The 23,969-nt window shown below is 39.3% G+C and carries 18 protein-coding genes; 12 read left to right on the top strand and 6 right to left on the bottom strand.

The features are described 5' to 3' along the window. Positions 1–9: 9 nt before the first annotated feature. The 3 genes from MS6x_RS07070 to MS6x_RS07060 all read right to left on the bottom strand — a co-directional run bounded on the left by MS6x_RS07070 (position 10) and on the right by MS6x_RS07060 (position 8,162). Entirely contained in the window at positions 10–3,408 is a 3,399-nt protein-coding gene (locus tag MS6x_RS07070; protein WP_482606386.1) for a VCBS repeat-containing protein, read from the bottom strand. Between the two features lie 163 nt (positions 3,409–3,571). After that, a complete protein-coding gene (locus MS6x_RS07065; RefSeq protein ID WP_482606384.1) occupies positions 3,572–5,050 on the bottom strand; it encodes a SusD/RagB family nutrient-binding outer membrane lipoprotein in 1,479 nt (492 codons plus the stop codon). Positions 5,051–5,060: 10 nt separating this feature from the next. Beyond that, the gene (locus tag MS6x_RS07060; protein WP_482606382.1) at positions 5,061–8,162 is read right to left on the bottom strand and encodes a SusC/RagA family TonB-linked outer membrane protein; all 3,102 of its coding nucleotides are present in this window, start codon (positions 8,160–8,162) and stop codon (positions 5,061–5,063) included. A 657-nt stretch (positions 8,163–8,819) separates the two neighbouring features. Here MS6x_RS07060 and hutG point away from each other — a divergent pair. From hutG to MS6x_RS07045, 3 genes are all read left to right on the top strand, one after another. Continuing rightward, entirely contained in the window at positions 8,820–9,773 is a 954-nt protein-coding gene (gene hutG / locus MS6x_RS07055) for a formimidoylglutamase (protein ID WP_482606381.1), read from the top strand. 2 nt (positions 9,774–9,775) lie between these two features. Beyond that, the gene (locus MS6x_RS07050) at positions 9,776–10,108 is read left to right on the top strand and encodes a hypothetical protein (RefSeq protein ID WP_482606380.1); all 333 of its coding nucleotides are present in this window, start codon (positions 9,776–9,778) and stop codon (positions 10,106–10,108) included. 380 nt (positions 10,109–10,488) lie between these two features. After that, complete coding sequence (locus MS6x_RS07045) at positions 10,489–11,673, top strand: hypothetical protein (RefSeq protein WP_482606378.1); 1,185 nt, start codon at positions 10,489–10,491, stop codon at positions 11,671–11,673. Here MS6x_RS07045 and MS6x_RS07040 read toward each other — a convergent pair. The 3 genes from MS6x_RS07040 to MS6x_RS07030 form a co-directional block, all read right to left on the bottom strand. Then, a complete protein-coding gene (locus tag MS6x_RS07040; protein WP_482606377.1) occupies positions 11,666–12,565 on the bottom strand; it encodes a universal stress protein in 900 nt (299 codons plus the stop codon). The two genes, MS6x_RS07045 and MS6x_RS07040, sit on opposite strands and share 8 nt — an antisense overlap. 197 nt (positions 12,566–12,762) lie before the next feature. Continuing rightward, a complete protein-coding gene (locus MS6x_RS07035) occupies positions 12,763–13,467 on the bottom strand; it encodes a Crp/Fnr family transcriptional regulator (protein WP_482606375.1) in 705 nt (234 codons plus the stop codon). 88 nt (positions 13,468–13,555) lie between these two features. Continuing rightward, positions 13,556–14,236, bottom strand: a complete 681-nt coding sequence (locus tag MS6x_RS07030) for a Crp/Fnr family transcriptional regulator (RefSeq protein WP_482606373.1) — start codon at positions 14,234–14,236, stop codon at positions 13,556–13,558. Between the two features lie 117 nt (positions 14,237–14,353). On the opposite strand from MS6x_RS07030, the gene MS6x_RS07025 reads away from it, so the two are divergent. The 9 genes from MS6x_RS07025 (at position 14,354) to MS6x_RS06985 (ending at position 23,953) form a co-directional block, all read left to right on the top strand. After that, positions 14,354–16,750: a heavy metal translocating P-type ATPase gene (locus MS6x_RS07025; protein ID WP_482606372.1), complete on the top strand. Its 2,397-nt coding sequence runs from the start codon at positions 14,354–14,356 to the stop codon at positions 16,748–16,750. Positions 16,751–16,822: 72 nt separating this feature from the next. Further along, on the top strand, positions 16,823–17,026 hold the full coding sequence (ccoS, locus tag MS6x_RS07020) for a cbb3-type cytochrome oxidase assembly protein CcoS (protein ID WP_482606370.1): 204 nt from the start codon (positions 16,823–16,825) through the stop codon (positions 17,024–17,026). A gap of 6 nt (positions 17,027–17,032) precedes the next feature. Continuing rightward, entirely contained in the window at positions 17,033–19,234 is a 2,202-nt protein-coding gene (gene ccoN, locus MS6x_RS07015; protein WP_482606369.1) for a cytochrome-c oxidase, cbb3-type subunit I, read from the top strand. 103 nt (positions 19,235–19,337) lie between these two features. Further along, on the top strand, positions 19,338–19,529 hold the full coding sequence (locus MS6x_RS07010) for a CcoQ/FixQ family Cbb3-type cytochrome c oxidase assembly chaperone (protein ID WP_482606367.1): 192 nt from the start codon (positions 19,338–19,340) through the stop codon (positions 19,527–19,529). Continuing rightward, complete coding sequence (locus tag MS6x_RS07005; RefSeq protein ID WP_482606366.1) at positions 19,526–20,506, top strand: cbb3-type cytochrome c oxidase N-terminal domain-containing protein; 981 nt, start codon at positions 19,526–19,528, stop codon at positions 20,504–20,506. Before MS6x_RS07010 ends, MS6x_RS07005 begins: the two co-directional genes overlap by 4 nt. A 162-nt stretch (positions 20,507–20,668) precedes the next feature. Continuing rightward, the gene (ccoG, locus tag MS6x_RS07000) at positions 20,669–22,087 is read left to right on the top strand and encodes a cytochrome c oxidase accessory protein CcoG (protein WP_482606364.1); all 1,419 of its coding nucleotides are present in this window, start codon (positions 20,669–20,671) and stop codon (positions 22,085–22,087) included. A 114-nt stretch (positions 22,088–22,201) separates the two neighbouring features. Then, a complete protein-coding gene (locus MS6x_RS06995) occupies positions 22,202–22,645 on the top strand; it encodes a FixH family protein (protein ID WP_482606363.1) in 444 nt (147 codons plus the stop codon). A gap of 100 nt (positions 22,646–22,745) precedes the next feature. Further along, complete coding sequence (locus tag MS6x_RS06990; protein WP_482606361.1) at positions 22,746–23,450, top strand: sulfite exporter TauE/SafE family protein; 705 nt, start codon at positions 22,746–22,748, stop codon at positions 23,448–23,450. An 8-nt stretch (positions 23,451–23,458) separates the two neighbouring features. Continuing rightward, a complete protein-coding gene (locus MS6x_RS06985; protein WP_482606360.1) occupies positions 23,459–23,953 on the top strand; it encodes a GTP-binding protein in 495 nt (164 codons plus the stop codon). Positions 23,954–23,969: the final 16 nt, after the last annotated feature.

The raw sequence follows: 23,969 nt of genomic DNA, 5'->3' as shown, positions 1-23,969 counted from the left end.
TAGTGCGTTTTACTGTAGTATTTGAGTATTGTCCTCGTTAGCGAGAGTGATTTCAAAGAATTGCAGCTTGGCATTGTTATTTCCTACTAAGATGCTGTTTTGGTTATTCACCTTAATCTGACTTATTTTTTTAGCATCGTTAGCAGTATAAAATCCAATCTCTGCACCACGTTTTACATTAAAGTTGCCTTTGCCATCTCCCAAAAGAAGAAGACCCGTGCCGGCGTCGTTTCTTGGGGTTTCGATTTCGGATACGTATAAATTTTCGATAGCGAGTACATCTAAAAAACCGTCATCATTAAAATCTTTTATAAGCATGTCATTAATATTGGATAGCTGGGCTAGGCTTGGAAGCGGAGTAACGGTAAAACTTCCATCTCCGTTATTTTCTATATAGGCTGATGCAAAGGTGTCTGTCTTATAATGCAATGCATTTTTGAGTTGATCTTCTCCATAGACTTCTTTAAGTTCTAGAGAGGCGAAGACATCATACTTTTTAATTTTATCTTTTAACCCTGGTATTTGTTGTGATGAACAAGAAAAGCCACGTAGCGGGTAGTGTTTTTCATTGTTATAATAGCCTAATACGATATCGCCGTTACCGTTAGCATCAAAATCTGTATAGTAAATATCAAAAGGGGTTGCGGTACTAGTCTTGTATTTGTAGTTAAGACCTAGGTTCCCAGCTATGAAATCGATATCCCCATCATTGTCAAAATCGCCCTGTTCAAGGCTAAACCACCAGCCTTTTGTAGACGCTAAAGAGGGTATGTCTGTTTTAGTTAGTATACCGTCGTCGTTCTTGAAAATGGTAATTGCCATCCATTCGCCGGTAAGAATCAAATCAAGATCATCGTCTTTGTCGTAATCTGCCCATACGGCATCTGTAACCATCCCAATACCATTAAGTTCATTTGCGAATTTTTGGGAGCCGTTTTTTAGCTGACCGTTATCATTTATCAATAACGTGCTTGAGGTAGGATTTGGATATTGGTGGGGTAGGTGCCTGCCGCCAACGAATAGATCCATATCCCCATCATTGTCGTAGTCTGCTGCCCTAACCACAGAGCCGCTTGTCCTATCTCCATCAAGGATAGCTCCTTTTTTAAAGCTTCCTGAGCCGTTATTCAAATATAGACGATCCGTATAGTGAAAATCGTTCTTTTGATAGGCGTTCCCGCCGCTTACCACGTATAGGTCTTTATAGCCATCAGCATTTATATCCACAAAAAGTGCATCTATGTCTTCGTATGCTTGTTCCTTTTCCCAAAACTGATTATCTACGGATGTAAAATTACCGGAATTATCTTGGATGAATAGCGCGGGGCTTTGTCCTGAGGCACCGCCTGCATAAAAATCTTCTAAACCATCGTTGTTAGTGTCGCCAACGGCGATTGCGGGTCCAAATTGGGACATTTTATGAGGTAGTAGAATTTGTTTTTCAAAGTCATCAAAGTTATTTTCTTGGTGGGTAAACGCACCTGAAAAGGTAGCGGTTGCCTCTTTGAAATGGTTACTTATAGTATTGGCCAGTAGATTTTTGGCGGGGCTGGTCGCATTCTCCATGGATAACCGTAGCACCTGATTAGTGTTTACATTTTGTCGTACGGTGGTTTTTCCGTTAGGCCATAGTACAACTAAACTGTCTACCGTGGTATTTGCACCCAGTCCAAAATGCACTAATGGCTCACTGGTGGAGTAGATACCCCGCACATTCGTAGTTTCCTGTGTTTGTATTCCGTTAGGAGTATATACCTTAATGCGAGATCCAAAAATCGGTTCATTTTTTGCATCAGTTAATTGTAGTCGTAGGTAGTTGTTGTCTTTAAGGTTCTGGGAATTATTTCTATAGATAAATGCTTCAGCATTAATATTGTTCACTACCAAATCTAGGTCACCATCATTATCTAAATCTGCATACGCAGAACCATTGGAAAAAGAACTGTCATCAAGACCCCATTCGGTGGATTTTTTTTCAAATTTTAAATCGCCCAAATTTTTATACGCATAATTTTTTAATGGTTGTGATGGAATCATGTTAACGGCAGTATCCAACACTACAATGTCCCAAATACTAGTGATAGCTCCACCGTCCGGATTTTTGGAGAGGTAGTCCATTCTTGTGGAATTAATGTAGTTGGCTATCTTTTTGTCTGAGTCTGTGTTTCTGATGTCACGTAAAAGGCCGTTGGTAATATACATGTCTTTCTGTCCATCATTATCAAAATCGGCTATTAGGTTGGACCAACTCCAATCTGTGGCAGCCATATCGGCGTATTGTGCTATGTTGCTAAAGGTTCCATTGCCGTTATTCAGTTGTAACGAGTTGTACATATATTGAAATCCACCACCGTCTTCTACTACTTTCCAAAACGAGCCAATATCCATTCCGCTCATGTTCGACTTTAAACGAAAGTTGTCTTCGGCTACCATGTCAAGTACAAATACGTCCAAAAAGTCGTCATTGTTGATGTCTGCTACATCTACACCCATACTGTAAAACGAGGTCTGTTTTAAAGCTTTTTTTTCCTGACTTGAAAATGTTCCGTCTTGATTATTGAAGAAGAGAAAGTCGGGCGCATCAAAATCGTTGGCGATATATAGATCCGTCCAACCATCCTTGTTGAGGTCACTAGCGGATACCGCGTTGGGAAAACCTGTGCGTTCTATTCCCGAAACCTTGGTAACATCGGTAAAGATGTCTCCGTCATTTCGGTAAAGCCGCAGCGTGTATTCTGGTAGTAAAAGGTTATTAACATCATGATATTGAGAAAGACTTCCAGGGTTTGGGGGTTGTGTAAGTAGGAATAGGTCTAAAAGACCATCTTTGTTATAGTCTAAGAAAGTGGCATGTCTGGTACGTTGGTTGTTGTCTATGTTATAGTCTTTTGCTTTTTCTTCAAAAGTGCCATCTCCATTATTTAAATAGAGGAGATTTGTTCTCCAATCAGCGTTTTCATCGTATAATTCTCTACTCACATAAATATCTACATATCCATCGTTGTTGATATCCGCGATGGTTACTCCAGTAGACCATCCATGACTATTTAATATCCCGGCTGTTTCAGTATAATCTTCAAAAACTAAGTTTCCTTTATTTATATATAACCTATCCGGCACGGTGTTACCGGCAAAGAAAATATCTTGTAATCCGTCATTGTTAAAATCTCCAATTCCTACCCCTGCACCACCGTAATAGTTAGCGTATAAAAAGATGCTTTTTTCCTTATCATCTTTAATGGTGTTTATAAAATCAATATTTGTTTCTGAGGAAGGTAATAGCGTGAATAGTTTTTCTTCGACCTTGTTAATTTCTTGCGATTCGTTGCAGGAACACAGCAGTAGCACAGATAGGAATAGCGGTAAGTGGTATAGTTTGTTTTTCTGCTTTTTGATTGCGTTAATCATAGCCTTATGCGAATCGATTTATAAATAGTGATACAAATGTAAAGTCATTTTACCATAGTACAAAATAACTTACATCAACAAAAAAAGGAGGGTTGCCCCTCCTTTATACTCAATTAAAACTAACTCAAACTTCGTTGCATTGCTGCAAAAAGTATTTTAAATATTATTGCACGTCCCACCAAACTCTTGTGGTAAGAATATCTGGACCTTGATTTGCAATTGCTGCCTGGTAATTTTCAGGATTAACACTTGCTTCATTTTCGGTCCAAGTCAATCTTCTTGGAATTGTTCCGCCTGTTTCATTGCCAGGAAAGTTTACCGGTGTCAAGGTAGGGAAACCTGTTCTTCTCCAGTTGGCGAAGGTCTCATACTCATTCAAGAAGGTTGCTACCCAGTACTGGTTTGCAATTTGTTCTATGGCGTTTGCTGCGTCATACGGATTGGCTGCTAAATAAGCTGCAATATCTGCGTCTCCAATTTCTGCTTCAGGACCATATAAGGACAATTGTTTCATTGCGGCGGTAACCCCGTTGTTGTAATGCGTTTCGGGATCGCCCGCAAGTCCCCAACGTACGTTGGCTTCTGCCAACATAAATTCAACCTCGGCGTAGGTTTGAAAAATCATTGGCGCCTCGAACTTCATAAGGATAGGTCTATTAGGCTCGGCATAGTTGTCCATATTTTCCTCTCCGGTCATTTCCAAGAGCATGGCACTGTTCAATCCGTTAGGAAAACCAATTAAATCTGCAGGATCGGTACTTTGATCAGATCTCCTTTGGGCTAGAATGGAAAGTCTTGGGTCATTGCCAGCTTGTAAAAAGTCAATAAAGGTCTTTGCCATTCTTGGATTTCCGTCTGCATCAAAAACTTCGGATATACCATTTCTGTTGTTGTTATCATGTCTTACATAAAAGATGTCATCGTTAGAAGTCATCACACCACCCGCGATTGCTTTTGTAGCCCATGCTTGCGCTGCCGCCGGATCAACTTTAATTAAACGTAACCCAAGTCTTAACATTAACGAATTGGCAAGTCTTTTCCATTTGGCCTGATCACCATTATAGATAACATCTGCGGCACCAAAAGCAGAAGTTCCACTACCTAGTGCAGCTGCAGACTCTTCCAGTTCTTTTAGCATATCTGGATAAATTTCGCTCTGCTGATCATACTTAGGAAGAAAGATACCTTCAATTACAGCTTTCCCAGCTTCACTGTAAGGAATGTCTCCATGCAGGTCGGTAAGCCTTGAAAACGCGAATACCCGTAAAATCCGTACAATGGCCTTCATTTCTTCAGGTGACTCTTCCGTTTCTAATTGCAACATTAAATCTTGTGCAGTTTTAATGGCGTTGCCATAATACCTGTCCATCAAGGAAGAGGCGTAGCCTCTGTTCCAGGTATATTTGTCACCATCCCAGTATCCTGCCGTAGTTGCAATATGTTGCATCATGGTAGACTGGTAAATCATACCCGCTCTCCAGTTGTCATAACGTTCACTAGAAATGAACTTTTGTAAAGCGGTTAGCTTATTGCCAGGGGCAACTTGAACGGGTCGTGTCGGATCAATGTTCTGCTCTTCAAATCCGTCATCACAAGCGCCAATAACCAGCGCCATCATAAATAAACAAATTACTTTTTTCATATTTTTTTTTTTAAAACTTTACACTAATAGTCATACCGTAGTTTCTCGTTGTAGGAACACCGAAATACTCCAATCCTTGAGAATTTCCAACATTATAGGCACTCTCTGGATCAATATTATCAATACTTCGAGAAATAAAGAACAAATTAGAGGCAATTAACGAAATATTCACATTGGTTAAGAATATATTTTCCAAGGTCTTTTTTGGTAGGGTATATCCTAAACTTAGCTGTCTAAGTTTAACAAAATCGGAATCTTCCACAAACTCCTCTGCAATATCATTAATTTCTCCCCAATACGTTTGAAGGTTTTCAGGCGCAACAGTGGTAGTAAATGGTAGGTCCGTTGCATTATCGATACCAGAAACCGTTAATCCGGTTTCCCTTCCTTCTAAGGTAGCTTTGTGTAAACCGTTACCGTAAGCTAAAGTATTTGTTCCGGAGAAAATTTGGCCACCAAACTTACCGTCAACTAGCACGTTAAGGTTAAAGTTTTTATATCTAAATGAGTTTGTAAAGCCTAAGGTTAAAGGCGGTACGCCTTCTCCTAAAATTTTACGCTCTCCTTCAACAGCTCTTGGTACACCTTCAGCATCAATATCATACTTAATTATACCGTTAGCGTCACGCTCATAAGAGACCCCAACTATAGATCCAAAACGCTCTCCAACAATTTGGTGAATTCTTACGTTTCTAGTTCTTGGCTCGTCTAGGAGTACATCTGAATCTACAGCATCAGTAGCTTCGACTGTACCAATATTATGTGCTCCGTTAACAGCAACGTTCCATTCAAAATTAGCTGTTCTTATAGGAGTACCGCTTACCAAAAATTCAAAACCTACATTGGATATTTCACCAAGATTGGCGCTAGCACCGTTGAATCCTGAAAAAGGGGAGGTTGCTACGTTAACAATATCATTAGTGGTATTGTTGTTGTAATACGCAAGGTCAAAAGACAACCTATTTTTGAACATGCGCAAATCTAATCCTATCTCTGCTTCATTTCTGCTAAAGGCTACTAAATTTGCATTAGGAACAGTTCCTCCAGATATTCTACCTGTGGGCTGTCCTCCAAATGGAAGGCCAAAAATCTCGTACGTTAAGTTTAGACTATAGGGGTCTTGGGCACCTCCCGCTACTTCGGAATAACCACCCCTAATTTTTAAGAAGTCTATAAATGATGGCATTTGAAAGGCTTCTGATAGCACTAAACTCCCGTTTACCGATGGGTAAAAGTCATCGTTAGGCGTTGTTTTGCCTGGAAAAGATAGGGTGGAGAACCAATCGTTTCTTCCTGTAAAGGTCACATAGGCCCAACGGTCGTAGGACAGTTCTACGGAACCGTAAACTGAATTTATAGTTCTTTCAGAAAATGACCGACTTCTAGACTGTGTAGCCGTATTCGCAATATCTTCTAACCCTGGTACAATAAAATCACCACCACCTAAGTTGAGAACTTCATTACGTAAACTGTTGGAGTTGGCTCCTGCAAAAGCGGAAATAGCAAACTTATCCGTGATATCTCTGTTCGCGGCCAGGATAATATCAGAATCTACCTGATTAGTTCTTCTTTCCTGTTCGCTAATACTGCCTCTTGGCTGGAAACCTGTTCCGAATGGTGTTACCCCAGTTCTTCTAATCACATCATTATCAATACCCACACGAGCGGTTAAGGACAGCCAATCAGTAAATTCATAACGTAAGGAAGTAGAGGCTATGATTCTATTTCTTCTGTCTTCGTTTCTAAAATTGAATGCAGCAAAATATGGATTTGTATTAAAAACATTATCGGTTTGCTGCCGTTCAAAACCGTTTTCGTCCGTTGCTGGAAGAAGGTCATTGACAGTTAAATTTCCAGGTAATATAGCTACAAAATTGGGATTTCCTGGACTGTCCGATAGTCTAGGTCTGTTCTGCACTTTTTCTATGATGTATTTTGCGTTCACCTGTTGGGTAAGCTTTTTACCCAATACCGCGGTGGTATTCAAGGAAAAGGATTTTCTGTTGAATCCTGCATTCGGTACTACATCTTCGTTAGTTAGGTCGGAAACGGACATTCTATAGGTTAACCCTTCTTTGGCATCGGTTAACGCAATTGTGTTGATGAATGTAGTACCTGTTCTGTAAAAGTTATCTAGTTTGTTTCCTGTAAAAGAATATGGTCTTTCTACCCCATCCCATTGTGGGACAGCAGAACCATCAAAACGAGGTCCCCAAGAATTATAACCAGCTTCCAGCGCACCTGATGCATTTGCAGGTTTAGCGCCCAATAGTCCTTGGCCATATTCTGTTTGGAAGTCTTGGATAGAGGTATCTACCCTGTCGAAAGTGACTTGGCTACTATATTCAACACCGAAGCCTTCTTGTCCTTTACCGTTCTTTGTAGTTACGATGATTACACCGCCAGAGGCACGAGAACCATAAAGTGCAGACGCTGCACCCCCTTTAAGCACAGAGATAGATTCAATATCATCTGGATTTAAACTGGAAATACCATCACCACCATCCGATCCACCCCATAAACTGGCAGAACCGTTGTTTCCATTATTAATAGGAATACCATCAACCACGTATAAAGGTTGGTTGTTCCCCGAAAGCGAACTGGAACCCCTAATGATAACTCTACTGGAACCTGCGGCACCGGTCGCGTTTTGTGTGATGTTTACACCAGCAATTTTACCTTGTAAAGAGTTGATTGCGTTAGGCGTTTTGATAGTCGCAATTTCTTCGCCACCAACTTCTGTTAAAGAATATCCTAAAGCTTTTGTTTCCTTACGAATTCCAAGGGCTGTTACGACTACTTCGTCCAATTCACTAGCACCATCGGCAAGTGTGGTATTGATCGTAGTTTGGCCGTTCACCGCAACCTCTTTGGTTTCGTATCCCAAGGAAGAAAAGACCAGGGTAGCATTTGAGTCTGCATTAATGGTATAGTTACCATCAAAATCGGTCGATGTTCCGTTGGATGTTCCTTTTTCCACTACATTAACCCCGGGGAGCGGCACGCCAGAAGCGTCTGACACCGTACCCGACACCGTAGTGTTTTGCGCCACAACTCCTTGAAAGAAGAGAAGGGACACTAGTGTCAAAAAACTAAAGATTTTTTTGTTCATAAAAGTTGAGTTAGTTGTTGATTAATACAAGTTATGATAAATTTAACACTTAAAAGTGAGGCGTTGCAAATGAAACCCGAAAAATATTCGACTAATAACGGTACTGGAAAGCTAAATAGCGCGAATGCAACGTAAGTTTTGTTAAAATTTCTTAAAGTAGTTAACGTTCATGCGATTATTTCTAGAATCTTATTGCGAGCTTTCCATAGTCGTGGAGCTACCATAAAACAAGGATTAAGGCTGGGTATTAGATCTTTGAGGATTGTATAGATATTCGGTTGTAATGGTGCGCTTTTGAAATTCCGAACGCTATTTTTTGGTCAACTATTTACCGGTAAGCAGTATTTTTAATAAGTATCGGAGGTTTATTTGATTGAACTTATGATAAGACAAGTTGGGAGTGTAATGGCTAGAATTAGCCTTAGCATACTTGCTAGAGGTTGCATTTAGCCCCTTTTTAGAGTTTCGGAATAACTTTGTTTTTTTTTAATGGATTAATTGTGCCTGGCTAATGGTAACTTGTGGTCACAAAAATTTGGTTGCTCCTTTTGAACTTAGCGCTAATAAAAGCATTTCTGTTTGGAAGCACCCTTTCCGTGTGATTTCTATAAAAGCGAAAAAAAAGAGTTACATTTCAAGGAGATACAACATTAAAAAATGGGAAGGTATACTGTAACACCTCAGGAGTCTTATTCTGGCAGAATATCAGCGCAAAAGCTATACTTGCACGAGAAAATTTCTTGTGTCGATATTCGTAATTTAAAAATAACCGGCCAACAACATTTAGGACTATTGGGTTTTGCCTGTGATGAAGGAGTGAAGCGTAATCAAGGTCGTGTGGGAGCAAAAAATGGTCCTGAAGCGATACGAAAACAGCTTGGCAAATTACCCAATAATTTGGGAGAGGATACACATATTTTGGATGTTGGGACGGTAACCTGTCCTAGCGATGATTTAGCCGTTAGTCAAAATGTACTTTGTGAGAAGGTTGCGTTACTCTTGGATGCTTCTATTTTTCCTGTCGTATTAGGTGGCGGTCATGAAGCGGCATACGGTACGTATAATGGAATAAGAAAGCACTTTGGGAATTCAAAAAAGATAGGAATCATAAATTTTGATGCCCATTTTGATTTGCGATCTAATAAACACGGAAGTTCTTCCGGCACCCCTTTTTATCAAATTGCCAAAGACTGCGAGGGTATAGGGGAGCATTTTTATTACCTATGTCTTGGTATTCGCGAGGACGCCAATGATAGGTCGCTTTTTAAAACGGCAAAGGAACTAGATGTAAAGTACATCTTAAGGGATACTTTTCGCATCCATTTCCATAACGAAATCAATGCCTGGATTAATGCTTTTACGGCAAATGTAGATGCTGTTTACGTTACAATAGATTTAGATGGTTTTTCTTCTGCATATGCACCTGGTGTTAGCGCTCCTTCACCAATGGGATTTGCGCCCGACGTAGTTTTGGCTTCCTTAAAAACGATTATGAATTCGGGTAAGCTTCGTGCTTTGGATATTGCTGAATTAAACCCCACCTATGATATCGACGATCAAACGGCTCGTTTGGCAGCGTCTTTGGTGCATACTATAATACATAGCCTGTAAATATGGGAGAATATATACTAAAAGAAAATCCACAAGTAAAAATTGTGCTCTTTAATGACAGATTTGAACTTCATCGGTCCAACGTACAAATGAAAGAGTATATGCTAACGGAAGTTGATTCCTTTGAAATTGGAAAAAAAATCAATTGGCTTGTAAGCCTCCTTTCGTTTGCAGCGGGTATTTTTCTTGGAGGTTCCGGTGATGTCTACAACGATAGGGATCGGCTTACATTCAACTACAAAAACCAACCCATCTCTTGTTCTTTAATAGGGTGTGACCCAAATATAGCATTAAAAGCACGAGACGCTATTAATGAAAAGATTAGACATATTTAAAACATAATAGCATAAAAATTGCCAAAACAAAAAAAGCCTCCCTTTATGGAAAGCCTTTCATTGGTTACGACCGATTAAAATCGATCAACACAATTTGCTCCAAACGTTGTTCAGAGCACAACACAACTCCACAAAGATAGTAAAGGTTTTTAATATTTTTAAACCAGCCATGTTTTTTCTTATTTCGGTGAAATGCATTTTTTATAGCTGTCATAATCGCACAAAGTTATCTTTGGCTTGGTTGAAATACCATTAAACAAGTCCTATGGAACGGATTACCACCCTTGTCCTGTTTTTAATGTAACTAAACGATATTCAATCAGTTGTATTTTTCTTGGAGGTATCTTAGTGGTCCCAAATAAATTGAAGACCTACCTCTTATGAATTTAAAATTATATGTTACAGTTTGTGCAGTAGTGCTGTTCCTTTCATGTCAAAAAGAGGATGCAACGGCTATTGTATTTGACGTGAAGCAAGAAGTGCTTCCGAATCTGCCTGAAGTCAGCACGATAGATACATTAGACACTCCGGTTACAAATTGGGTTTTGGGCATGCAACATCCTTCCGGGCTTTTGGAAAGTGCGTCGTACACTAATTTTGTGTCCCTTTACGATAACGCATTGGCAGTTATTCTTTTTGTGAGCCAAAACAAACGGGAACAGGCAGAAATGGTGTTGGATTTTTATGAATCAAAAATGCAAGAAGAACTGACCCTAAATGGCGGGTTTTATCAGTTTAGAAAAACAAATGGGAGTGAAGGTGAGCGCCTTTGGATGGGAGATAATGCATGGTTGTTGATAGCGATTAATCATTATAACAAGGCCTATACGAGCACCAAATACGATACTATGGCCAATTATTTGAATACTTGGCTACGTTCCTTGCAATTGGAAAATGGCGCATTACGTGGAGGTATAAATCAAGATGGTTCGGAAATTCCGCTGGTAACCGAAGGGATTATTACGGCCTATAATGCCGTTTCCGGATTTGATGATTTTCATATAAACATCTTGGAGTATCTTAAAAACGAACGTTGGGATGCTGATAATGGGGTATTTTTGTCATGGCCAGAAAATCCTTCCTATGCACATGCTTTAGATGTCTATGCTTTAAGCACTGCTATTTTTGAAGATATATCTGTAGATGCCCTTTTGGAGGCAGACCGGTTTTATACACAACAGGAAAGCACCATGACCGGAGAAGTGCTATCCGGCTATTGTTTTGATGAGGATAAGGACGTAGTATGGTTAGAGGGAACGGCGCAAATGGCCGTTGCATTCAACTCATTAGGTTATGACACAAAATCACATAGTTTACTAAAAGAGGTGGAGAAATCCTTTATCCAAAGTAGTACTATTGAAAACGCCCAAGGTATTCCGTATGTTACAAATTCGGGAACATCTTATGGCAGTAGTATCCTATGGGACCACGCCGATATTGCTCCCGCACTTTCGTCTACTATTTGGTATCAGTTTGCAAAAACTAATTTTAATCCGTTACAGTTGGGTAAAAAGAAGGATATTTCTAAATCATATAAATTTTGGATTCAAGAACCTTCTAGTTAGAAAATGATATTTCCTGATTACGTTTTTTTGAAGAAGTTCCTAAGCTCAATTCAGGAATTACCAACAAAGGTGTACTGGTGTGAAATGCCACTCTTTTTACAACAGGCTCCCGTGTTAGACGTTCCATATAACTATGTTGGTATTGTAGCATTGCCAAAAGATGGATGTCTAATTCTTGAGCAAATTTTTCCAAAGTTTTAGAGACAGAATTTAATTCCGAAACGGTATGTACATAGTGCTCTACCTCTCCTAAATATTTACGAAGCATACTTAGGTTAAACTGCTGTAGTTCTGTCAATGCCTTAAGCTCGTATTGCACATGGACAATACGAACTACTGCACCAAAAGATTTAGCGAGGTCCATCACGGGTTGCAGCTCGGAAATGGTATAAAATCTATTGAAGTCCGTTGCAAAAGCTATCTCCGTAGGTTTAATGTAATCGAAATTTTGTGGAATGGCTAGCACGGGGCAGTCCTTGACCGCCTTTATAATGCGTACCGTATTACTTCCCATAAATACTTCTTCAAGGCCACTGGATCCTTTGGTTCCCATAAGTACCAAATCGATATTTTGTTCCGCAACCGTTTCCAATACCTCGTCTATTAAAAGACTAAAAGAAGAAATGGTTTCAAAAGAGTGTTTATTATTGTTATGAGTGTCGGCTATTCTCTTGAGAATCTTGTCCAAACCTTTTTTAGAGCCTTCAAGAGCTGCATTGGATAAAAGTCCTTCTTCTAAGGAAGACGCCATAAAACGACTATGGGCTATCGCAGGAGTGTAGGTATTGAGCAGGTAAAACGTACAAGTCTCTTCTTTGAAAAGTGCCAACGCATACTCTATTGCGTTCCAGGCATTATCTGAAAAATCAGTGGGAATCAAAACTCGTTTCATGTGTTCGTATTATTAAGTGCCAATGTCACATGTAACCCCTTGTTGCCTGTGAACAGGTTTCAATTATAAACAACATCCATAAAAAGAACATCGTTTAAATACGTGGGTTTCATCTGATCTTAGATTATTACAACGTAAAATTAGCCTTAACCGCTAAAGCAAACTATGATAATTATCAGGTTTTGAATATGGTGATCCTAAAAACCATCTGCCATATCCTGTAGCTCTTTTTCTTGGCAGATACCTATTTTTTTACCTGAAGTTTTGATGAGTCCTTTCTTTTTAAATTCTGAAATTATACGTATGCAGGACTCCGTTGCCGTGCCAACGATACTAGCAATATCTTCTCTGGAAAGTGTCAAGAGCAAAAAACCGTTCTCGTCTTCGCCGTAGGTATTCTTTAGATATAGAAAAGCTGCCGCTATTCGCTGTTTCACTGTTTTTTGACTCATATTAACGACAACATCATCTGCTTCTTTTAAATCGTGGGCAAGATGTCGCAGTACTTCTAAAGAAAAATTGGGATTATTGTTTAATGTATTTACAATGCCTTCTTTTGGAATGAAGCACATCTCCATATCGCTTACCGCAGTTGCGCTCAAATTTACCTGCTCTTCGGCTATAACGGAGCGTTGTCCGATAAGTTCCCCTTTTGATGCCAATTTTACAATTTGATCTTTACCATTGGGACTTAGCTTCGATAGTTTTGAAACACCGCCACGAACGCAATATACACCGTTAAGTTTATCACCCTCATGAAAGATGGTTTCTCCTTTTTTGATTTTTTTTGAGATTTTAGAATCCGAAACCTTTTTTAGTTCCTCTTTGGTCATTGCGCGCAATGAGTTGAATTGTCTTACAATGCAATTCTCGCAACGATGATGCATTTCTTCTTGCTCCATGCCATAAATAGTTTAACCTACCTCACAAAAGTACAAGTTACAAAAAACATAGAACCTTTAAAATTATAGGTTTCTTTTTGATTTGATACTACAAGATTTTCCGAAGTTCTTTTTCCGATAATAGCGTTATTTTTCCACGGTATAGGTCAATAAGTCCTTGTTTTTTAAAACTGGCCAACAACGTAATGATGTACTCACTAGATGTGCCTAGAACATTGGCCATGTCTTCACGTTTTAAAGCTAGGGATAGTGTTTTATTTTTTTCAATACCAAATTTTTCTTTCATATGGATGAGAAGACCAGCTAATCGTTTTTTTATGCTACGCTGGTTGTTATATAGTTCCATTTTTAAATAACGCTCTGCTTCATCGTTTACAAAGCCTCTTAGTACATCTAAACAGAAATTATTGTTTCTGCTCAATCTTTTTAAAAGGGATTCTTTGTCAATACAACACAAAGTTGTGTCTGTAATTGCCGTAGCCGTTACCATGGCACCTTTTTTGGAAATAAGGGAACGACGGCCCATAAGATCTCCTTTCCCTAATAAGTCTGTAACTATTTCTTTTCCTCTATCGTCTATAATAGAAAATTTACATGCACCTTCGTTAATACAGAATAGCGACTGTAGCAATTCTGTCTCCGCAAACACAACGGCTCCTTTCCGAACTTTTTTTGAGCTACTGTTCAGGTGTAGGCTTTTCTTTTCATTTTCGGAAAGACTGTTCAAAAAATTAAGTTGCATTGCGTTACTAAAGTCACAGCCTTCCATTCCCTATTGTTTCGTTCATTACAAAAGTAATTGTAAGCTACCTTTCAAAACCTGACATAAGTCATGTTTTAAAACGTTCGTTCTTAGCATTTTTGTCTTAGGTATAAGTAAATTGTTATGGATAAAATTAATTGTTATCACTGCGGTGATGATTGCGGCAACGCATTAGTAGAATTCGATGAAAAAAACTTTTGTTGCAATGGATGTAAAACCGTTTACGAAATTTTTAGTTCCAATAATCTATCCTATTATTATGATATACAGCAAGGGGCTGGAGCTACTCCAGCGGAGGTTGAGGGAAAGTACGATTTTCTCGATACTCCTACTATTATTGAAAGACTAACCGAGTTCAATGATGGTAATCTGCAAATTATCAACCTTTATATTCCACATATTCATTGTAGCTCCTGTATTTGGATATTGGAGAACCTTAATAAACTAAATCCTTTTATCAACAGCTCCCAAGTAGATTTTCCCGAAAAAACGGTACGTATTACCTATAACAGCAGAAAGACGTCTTTAAGAGAAGTTGTTATTCTCCTCTCCCGTATTGGTTATGAACCTTATATTTCGTTGGACGATTTTGATAATGACAAAAAAAGCAAGGATAGAAGCCTTATTTATAAGCTAGGCGTTGCAGGATTTGCATTTGGTAACGTGATGTTCTTATCGTTTCCAGATTATTTTGATCTATCTTCCAGTTCTGCAACGGGCGGTGAATTCTGGCTCAATCAATACGAACATGTATTTCGTTGGTTGATGTTTGTTTTTTCATTACCCGTCGTGTTTTATTCGGGCGCGGGTTATTTTGTGTCTGCTTTCAAAGGACTACGCTCCAAAATACTAAATATTGATGTCCCTATAGCCCTGGGCGTTTTAGTCCTTTTTGTAAGAAGTACCTTGGAAATTAGCTTTGATTGGGGCCCTGGTTTTTTCGATTCGCTTACCGGTTTGGTCTTCTTTTTGTTATTGGGAAAGTTCTTTCAGCAAAAAACGTACTCGTTTCTATCTTTTGAACGTGATTATAAATCCTACTTTCCTATTGCGGTAACGCGAATAGTAAAAGAAGGGAAAGAAGAAAGCGTCCAAGTCCATGAGATTAAAAAAGGAGACCGTTTATTAATACGAAACCAAGAAATTATCCCAGTTGATGGTATTCTGATTAGCACAAACGCACGGTTGGATTATAGTTTTGTTACCGGTGAATCGGAACCTGTTAAAAAGGTTTCGGGCGATAAACTGTTTGCTGGTGGAAAGCAAGTGCAAGGTGCCATGGAAATGGAAGCACTAAAATCGGTTTCCCAGAGTTATTTGACACAGTTGTGGAGTAATGCCGTTTTTCAGACCGATAAAGCTACCCGTTTCCAAACCATTACCGATAGCATTGGAAAACGTTTTACCATAGGCGTGCTTTCCATAGCATTTTTGGCCTCGGCCTTTTGGCTCTATCAAGATCCTAGCAAAGTCATGAACGTTTTTACGGCGGTGCTCATCATTGCCTGTCCTTGTGCCATTGCCTTGGCGTCCCCGTTTACTTTGGGTAATATGCTGCGTATTTTCGGCAAAAAAAAATTCTATTTGAAGGACACGCAAACCATAGAGCAGTTAGCGAAGATAGATACTGCAATCTTTGACAAAACAGGTACCATTACTACTGCACAAAAAAGCACCGCCACCTATGAAGGAATGCCTTTAACCTCAGAAGAAGAGTCGCTTTTAAAGAATACCTTGCGCGCATCCAACCATCCGCTAAGCAGGACATTATATGATATGTTGTCCGAACAGAACATTATTACTTTGGATCAATATGATGAATATTTGGGTCAAGGGTTGGAGGCTAGTAAGGGAGCAGACCATTTAAAAATAGGTTCTGCCGATTTTGTGGGGAATCCGGAGTATAACAATACATTGGATACTTCTGTGCATATTGCGAATAACGACGATTATAGAGGAAAGTACATCTTCCACAATCAATATAGAGCAGGGGTTTCCGAAGTATTTAAATCGATGGAAGAAACGTTGAGTTTGGCTATTCTATCCGGTGATAATGAGGGAGAAAAATCTCGTTTGGAGGCCTTATTGCCAAAACTAACACCCTTATATTTTAACCAAAAACCAAAGGATAAACTAAGCTTTATAGAATCGCTTCAGGCCCAAGGTAAAAAAGTTATGATGGTAGGCGATGGACTTAATGATGCAGGAGCCTTGGCACAAGCCGAAGTTGGTATTGCAATTTCGGAAAATATTAATGTGTTTTCACCAGCTTGCGATGGCATATTGGATGCCTCTAAATTCACGGAACTGTATCCGTATATACTCGCTTCCAAAAAAGCAATAAAAATTATTAAACTAAGCTTTATACTGTCTTTGGCCTATAATGTTGTGGGGCTCTATTTTGCCGTCACAGGACAATTAGAGCCGGTAATTGCGGCCATACTAATGCCCTTAAGTTCTATTAGTGTAGTAGGCTTTACGACACTTATGACCAACTTTTTAGGAAAAAAATTAAAATAATTTGTAAACCTGACAAATGTCATATTTATTCAAAAGACATCAGCTTAGTTTTACACCAGAATTCAGGTAGGTATGAGTGTAATTTATGTGTTATTGGCCATCAGTATAACTGTAGCCATCTTATTTTTCATAGCTTTTATTGTATCGGTACGCAGTGGTCAGTATGATGATTCATATACGCCATCGGTACGTATGCTTTTTGAGGATGAACTAGTAAAATCACAAGTTGGCGAGCACCCATCTGATATTGACCAATTGAAAGAACAAAATAACTAATCAACTATGGAAGTACAACAGTTTTATTACGATAACAAAATCGTAAAAAATTTCATCTACGCCACCATGTTATGGGGAATCGTAGGAATGTCCGTCGGCCTATTGCTGGCATTTATGTTTATGTTTCCCAACTTGACCGATGGTATATCCTGGTTAAGTTTTGGACGTTTGCGACCATTGCATACGAATGCAGTGATTTTCGCATTTGTGGGTAATGCTATTTTTGCCGGTGTTTATTATTCTACACAACGGCTGCTCAAGGCACGGATGTTCAGTGATTTCCTTAGTAAGTTTAATTTCTGGGGTTGGCAATTAATTATTGTAGCCGCTGCAATTACCCTGCCTTTAGGGTATTCAACCTCTAAGGAATATGCTGAATTGGAATGGCCTATTGATATTGCCATTGCCTTGGTTTGGGTTGCCTTCGGGGTAAACCTTATTGGTACTATGATCAAAAGAAGGCAGCGTCACTTGTACGTAGCCATCTGGTTTTACGTAGCTACTTTTGTAACAGTCGCAGTACTACATATTTTTAATAGTTTGGAACTTCCAGTTGCGGCGCTAAAAAGTTACTCTGTCTACGCAGGTGTGCAAGATGCCTTGGTGCAATGGTGGTACGGCCACAATGCCGTGGCTTTCTTTTTGACTACTCCGTTCTTAGGTCTTATGTATTATTTTGTACCCAAAGCGGCGAACAGACCTGTATATTCCTATAAACTATCTATAGTTCACTTTTGGTCTTTGATATTTATCTATATCTGGGCAGGACCGCACCATTTGTTATATTCTGCTTTACCGGATTGGGCGCAGAACCTGGGTGTTGCTTTCTCCGTAATGCTTATTGCTCCTTCTTGGGGTGGTATGATAAATGGTTTATTAACCCTACGTGGTGCTTGGGACAAGGTGCGAACCGATCCTACCTTAAAGTTTATGGTGGTAGCGATTACCGGATACGGTATGGCCACTTTTGAAGGGCCTATGTTGTCCCTTAAAAATGTAAATGCGATTGCGCATTTTAGTGATTGGATTATTGCCCACGTGCACGTTGGCGCTCTTGCCTGGAACGGGTTTTTGACCTTTGGTATGATCTACTGGTTGGTACCTAAAATGTTCAAGACTAGATTAGCGTCCAATGGTTTGGCTAATTTTCACTTCTGGATAGGTACATTGGGTATTATCCTATATGCGCTTCCTATGTATGTTGCTGGATTTACGCAAGCCCTAATGTGGAAAGACTTTAATCCGGACGGGACCTTGGTGTACGGTAACTTCTTGGAGACCGTGAACGAAATTATGCCTATGTACTGGATGCGTGCCATAGGTGGCAGTATGTATATTATTGGGGCGCTAGTAATGGTGTACAATGTTGTTGTCACCATCAGAAGCGGACAGAAGGTAGAAGATGAGCTTGCCGAGGCAGCTGCGCTGACACGAGTATCTAGTAAGAGGACTTCTGGGGAAACTTTTCATACGTGGTTGGAGCGTAAGCCAATTCAGCTTACAATTTTAGCCACCGTAGCGATACTGATTGGTGGTGTCATACAAATTGTACCCACTATTCTGGTAAAATCCAACATTCCTACTATAACGAGTGTAAAACCATATACTCCTTTGGAATTGGAGGGAAGGGATCTTTACATTAGAGAAGGTTGTGTGGGTTGTCACTCGCAGATGGTGCGACCGTTCCGTAGTGAGGTAGAGCGTTATGGCGAATATGCCAAAGCTGGAGAATTCGTATATGACCATCCTTTCCTTTGGGGTAGTAAACGTACCGGACCGGATTTATTACGAGTTGGTGGGAAGTATTCCGACAACTGGCATTTTAACCATTTTTACGATCCACAAACTACCTCATCAGGATCTATAATGCCATCGTATTCTTGGTTAATAAACAACGAGCATGACCGTAGTAATATTCGAGCAAAGATGGCAGCAATGGTTTCTTTAGGAGTGCCATATACAGAGGAGGATATAGCTAATGCTGAAGCAAATATGGACGAACAGGCCACTAAAATTGAGAAAAACCTGTATTCCGATCCAGATTTCGCAAATAGCTATGAGGCATCTAAAACATATGCCGCTGAAAACGGAACCGAATTTACCGAAATGCGCGACAGGGAAATTGTATCCATGATTGCTTATTTACAGCGATTGGGAACCGATATTAAGATTAAGGAAACGGACGAACTGTTATCTGAAAATAAATAAAACAAGAAGTAAGATTTGAGATTTGGGATGTTAAAAAAAGCAAACGTCTTTCTTTACTAAAGCATCTCAAGTCTAGGGTCTAACTACTAAAATCTAAATTATCATGCTAAAATTTGTAAAAGGATATATGGAAAGTATCGATGGTATAGCCACCTATCCTATGATATCCCTAGTAATTTTCTTTGTCTTTTTTGTAGTGCTCTTTGCATGGGTGTTTACCGCATCAAAAGACTACATCAAGGAAGTAAGTGAAATACCATTAGATAATAACAACCAACAAAACATAGAATTATGAAAAATATGTCTCCGTGGTGGATCCGAATTCCACTTCTCTTTTTTACTGTCTTTGGGCTTATGGAGTACTTTATAGATTCTGGTGATCAACCAGCGTTTATAGCCTACCCAATAGCGGCATTGTTCCTAGTTTTTGTGCTGCTACTGCTCATTGGTATCGAAGTTATTCTAGCTGCTATTGAAAACGTTATGTTCCAGACCTTATCGGAAGAGGCTAAGGAGCGCTATATGGCTTCAGCTTCCAAAAGATGGGAATGGACATGGGGCAAAGAAATGTACAATAAGTTATTGGGATCCAAGCCTATGGAAGCGGAAACAGAGATTATCTTGGATCATAACTATGATGGTATACGCGAACTGGATAATAAACTTCCGCCATGGTGGGTATACATGTTCTACGCAACCATCATATTTGGTGTCGTTTATCTCGTGAGGTTCCATGTATTAGGAGATTATGACCAAGATACCGAATACCTAACGGAACTCACCATTGCACAGGCAGAAATTGAGGAGTATAAGAAGAATGCCAAAGATTTGGTAGATGTAAATACCGTGGAACTTTTGACCGATGCATCTGACATTAGTGCCGGTAAAGCTATCTTTGAAGCTAGTTGTGTGGCATGCCACATGGCCGATGGCGGTGGTGGTATTGGTCCCAACCTAACCGATGCGAATTGGATTCTTGGCGGTGGTATTAAAAACGTATTTAACACCATTTCCGAAGGTGGTAGGGATGGTAAAGGAATGGTAGCATGGAAGCAAAGTTTAAAGCCATTGGAAATGGCTCAGGTTTCCAGTTATGTTTTAACCTTTCAAGGTAAGACAGCGGCCAATCCAAAAGCAGCAGAGGGCGATATCTGGATAGACCCGCATATGAAAGCGGATGCACCTGCAGTAGATTCCGTTAGGATAGGGGTAGAAGTGGATTCTTTGGAATTCAAGGAAACCATAGACGAAGCGGGTACTGTAATAGAATAACGTAGAATATAGTTGAGAATATCAACTCTAGGACCCTGCTACTACAACCAAAGGCAGGGTCTTAAAGTAAACCGGATTAGTACCATCAACCAATAATAAGACTAAACATTACGAGTAAAATAAAAACAACCATCCCTTAGAATTGTATCAAATAAAGTAGAAATGTCACAAGATCAAGATAATTTTAGGGACAGTATAGGAACTATAAACGAAGAAGGTAAACGTGCTTGGGTATTTCCCAAGAAACCGAGCGGTAAATGGTATAACTATCGAAAATATGTTAGTTACTTTTTATTAGCTTTCTTGCTTTTAGCGCCTTTTATAAAAATAAACGGGAATCAATTTTTAATGTTCAACGTGCTGGAACGCCGTTTCAATATTTTTGGTTTTCCATTTTGGCCGCAGGATTTTCATCTCTTTGTAATTTCAATGATTATCGGGGTCATCTTTATAGCATTGTTTACCGTAGCCTTTGGGCGTATTTTCTGCGGATGGATGTGTCCGCAGACCATTTTTTTAGAAATGGTGTTCCGAAGAATTGAATACTGGATAGATGGGGACAGGGGCGCTCAGATAAAACTCGATCGTCAGCCATGGAATGCCGAGAAAATAAGAAAGAGAACGATTAAATGGATTATCTTTTTTATCATCTCCTTTATCATAGCCAATGTGTTTTTAGCCTATCTTATCGGCAGCGATAAGCTTATGGCCTATATTACCGATGGACCTCTGCTACATCTTTCTACGCTTGTATCCCTATTGATTTTTACGGCGGTATTCTTTTGGGTGTTTGCTTGGTTTCGGGAGCAAGTCTGTATTATTGCCTGTCCTTACGGCAGAATGCAAGGGGTTCTCTTGGATAACAAATCTATCGTAGTCGCTTACGACCATAAAAGGGGAGAAGGGGAGAACGGAAGAAAAAAATGGCGTAAGAACGAAGATAGGGAAGCCTTGGGCCACGGTGACTGTATAGACTGTTTTCAATGTGTGAATGTTTGTCCAACTGGAATAGATATCAGAAATGGAACGCAGCTGGAATGTGTTAACTGTACCGCTTGTATAGACGAGTGCGATACCATTATGGAAAAAGTAAATCTTCCAAAGGGTTTGATACGTTATGCGAGTGAAGATGAAATAACAAAGAAGGAAAAATTCAAGTTTACACCCCGGCTCAAAGGGTACAGTGCCGTATTGATTATTTTAACGGGGATACTTATTGGAATGCTTTTCCTTAGAAACGATTTAGAAGCGAATATATTAAGGTTGCCCGGACAATTGTACGAACATAAAGAAGGGGATATTATAAGTAATGTCTATACGTTTAAGCTTATTAACAAAACAGTAGATACGGTTCCTGATGTAAGTTTTAAACTTTTATCTCATAAAGGTGAGATAAAGATGGTGCGTAAGGAAGATTTTATGGTGCCGGCACAGGGCTTGGCAGAAGGCACACTTTTTATAGAGATTCATAATGCCGCTATTAAAACAGATAAAGAAAAAGTAAAAATTGGTGTTTATAGTGGCGATAAGCTGATTGAAACGACGTTAACCGCGTTTTTGGCTCCTAGGAGTTATAATTAGTTTTGAAGTGAGAGTGAAAATCAATGATGACAAAAAGTTGGCCGAAAGACGAGCTATTAAGAAAATGATTAACAGATTCCCTTCTCCGAGGGAATCGAAGAAAAGAAATTTAATATGAAAATTAACTGGGGAACAGGAATAGTACTCGCGTTTATAGGCTTCATTAGCTTCATTCTATTTTTTGTGGTTCGAATGAACATGGATAGCAATGCCAACCATGATTTGGTAACCGAAGATTATTATAAAGATGCCTTGAACCACCAGACCGAAATAAACGCTGAGGTAAATGCGAATAACCATGAGAAAATTACGCTAGAAAAGACAGCGGAAGGTCTTCTCTTGCATTTCCCTGAAAACATCAACTTTAAAAAAGCAAAAGGAATAGTGTCCCTTTACAGACCATCTAATAAGCAATTGGATTTTGACTTACCCGTAAGTTTATCCAACACAAATTTGCTCATACCTGACAAACGTTTGTTAGATGGTCGTTGGGACATTAAAATTACATGGTCCCATGACGGACAGGATTATTTGCAAAAAGAAAGTATAACATATTAAGAACAAGGAATCAAGATGTTATTGCGAGACACGAGGTAATTTATCAAATTCGTGAATCAAATGACAGATTGTTTCACTTTGCTCGGTAACAAGCATAACAATGTTAGTATCTGCACTTTTATTGGGATTAATGGGAAGTCTGCACTGTGTTGGTATGTGCGGCCCCATTGCTTTTATGCTTCCGGTAGATAGGCAAAATCCCTTAAAAAAAGCAGGGCAAATATCATTGTACCATATCGGAAGATTATTGTCCTACGGACTTATTGGGCTTGTATTCGGTCTCTTAGGGAAAGGACTTTATGTTTTTGGAATGCAGCAAAAACTATCTATTGCTATTGGAGTTTTAATGATTATTCTAGTGCTCATTCCTGCAAAAACCTTCGCTAAATATAACTTTTCCAAACCGGTATATAAGATTATTTCACGGGTAAAAAGCCGACTGGGCCAGGAATTGAAAAAGAAAACTCCGGATACTTTTTTGACCATAGGTGTATTAAATGGTTTTCTGCCCTGTGGGTTGGTATATATGGCACTTTTTGCGGCCATCGCTATGGGTGATGTGGCCAAGGGTAGCTTATATATGATTTTATTTGGATTGGGAACTATTCCCTTAATGACCAGTGCTGTGTATTTTAGCGGGTTTTTAAAGGGTGGGACCAAAAAACGCATACAGAAACTCATTCCCGTATTTGTAGTGGTAATGGGTATATTATTTATCCTTAGAGGTCTTGGCTTGGGAATCCCGTACGTATCTCCTAGTCCTGTGTTAGATGTAGTTTCCTCTCAAATTGAATGTCATCCATGAACTAAGATATGCGAATAATTCCTAATGATATCGTTCTGAGACCTAGGTTCCAATTGGAACTAACGGGAACAAAGGAACCCATGTTAGGAGCTTTTCAGAAGGCGCAAAACCCGCCAATTAATGTAAAGCGCATAGACGACCATCTTTTTATTAAATTTGATAAAAAAGAAACCAATTTTTGGACACCACAATTACATCTGGAAATCAATGACATAGATGATAAAAATTGTAAGGTATATGGTCTTTTTGGTCCCAACCCTACATTGTGGACCTTTTTTATGTTTTTACATTTTGGAGTGGCCACACTGTTTATTGCACTTGGAATATGGGCATATGTAAGCGCAAGCTTGGATAAGCCTTATTTTTTGCAAACAGCACTTATGATACTTCTAATTCTTATTTGGATTGCACTGTATATTTTTGGGCGCTTAGGGAAACGAAAAGGAAGACCACAAATGGAAGTACTACATACCTTTATGATGAATACGATTATCAACAACTAAATCTTTATCAACAGGT

The sequence above is a fragment of the Maribacter sp. MS6 genome, assembly GCF_056839185.1.
Note: the sequence above shows the minus strand (reverse complement) of the source record. Positions and strands in the feature narration are given on the sequence as shown.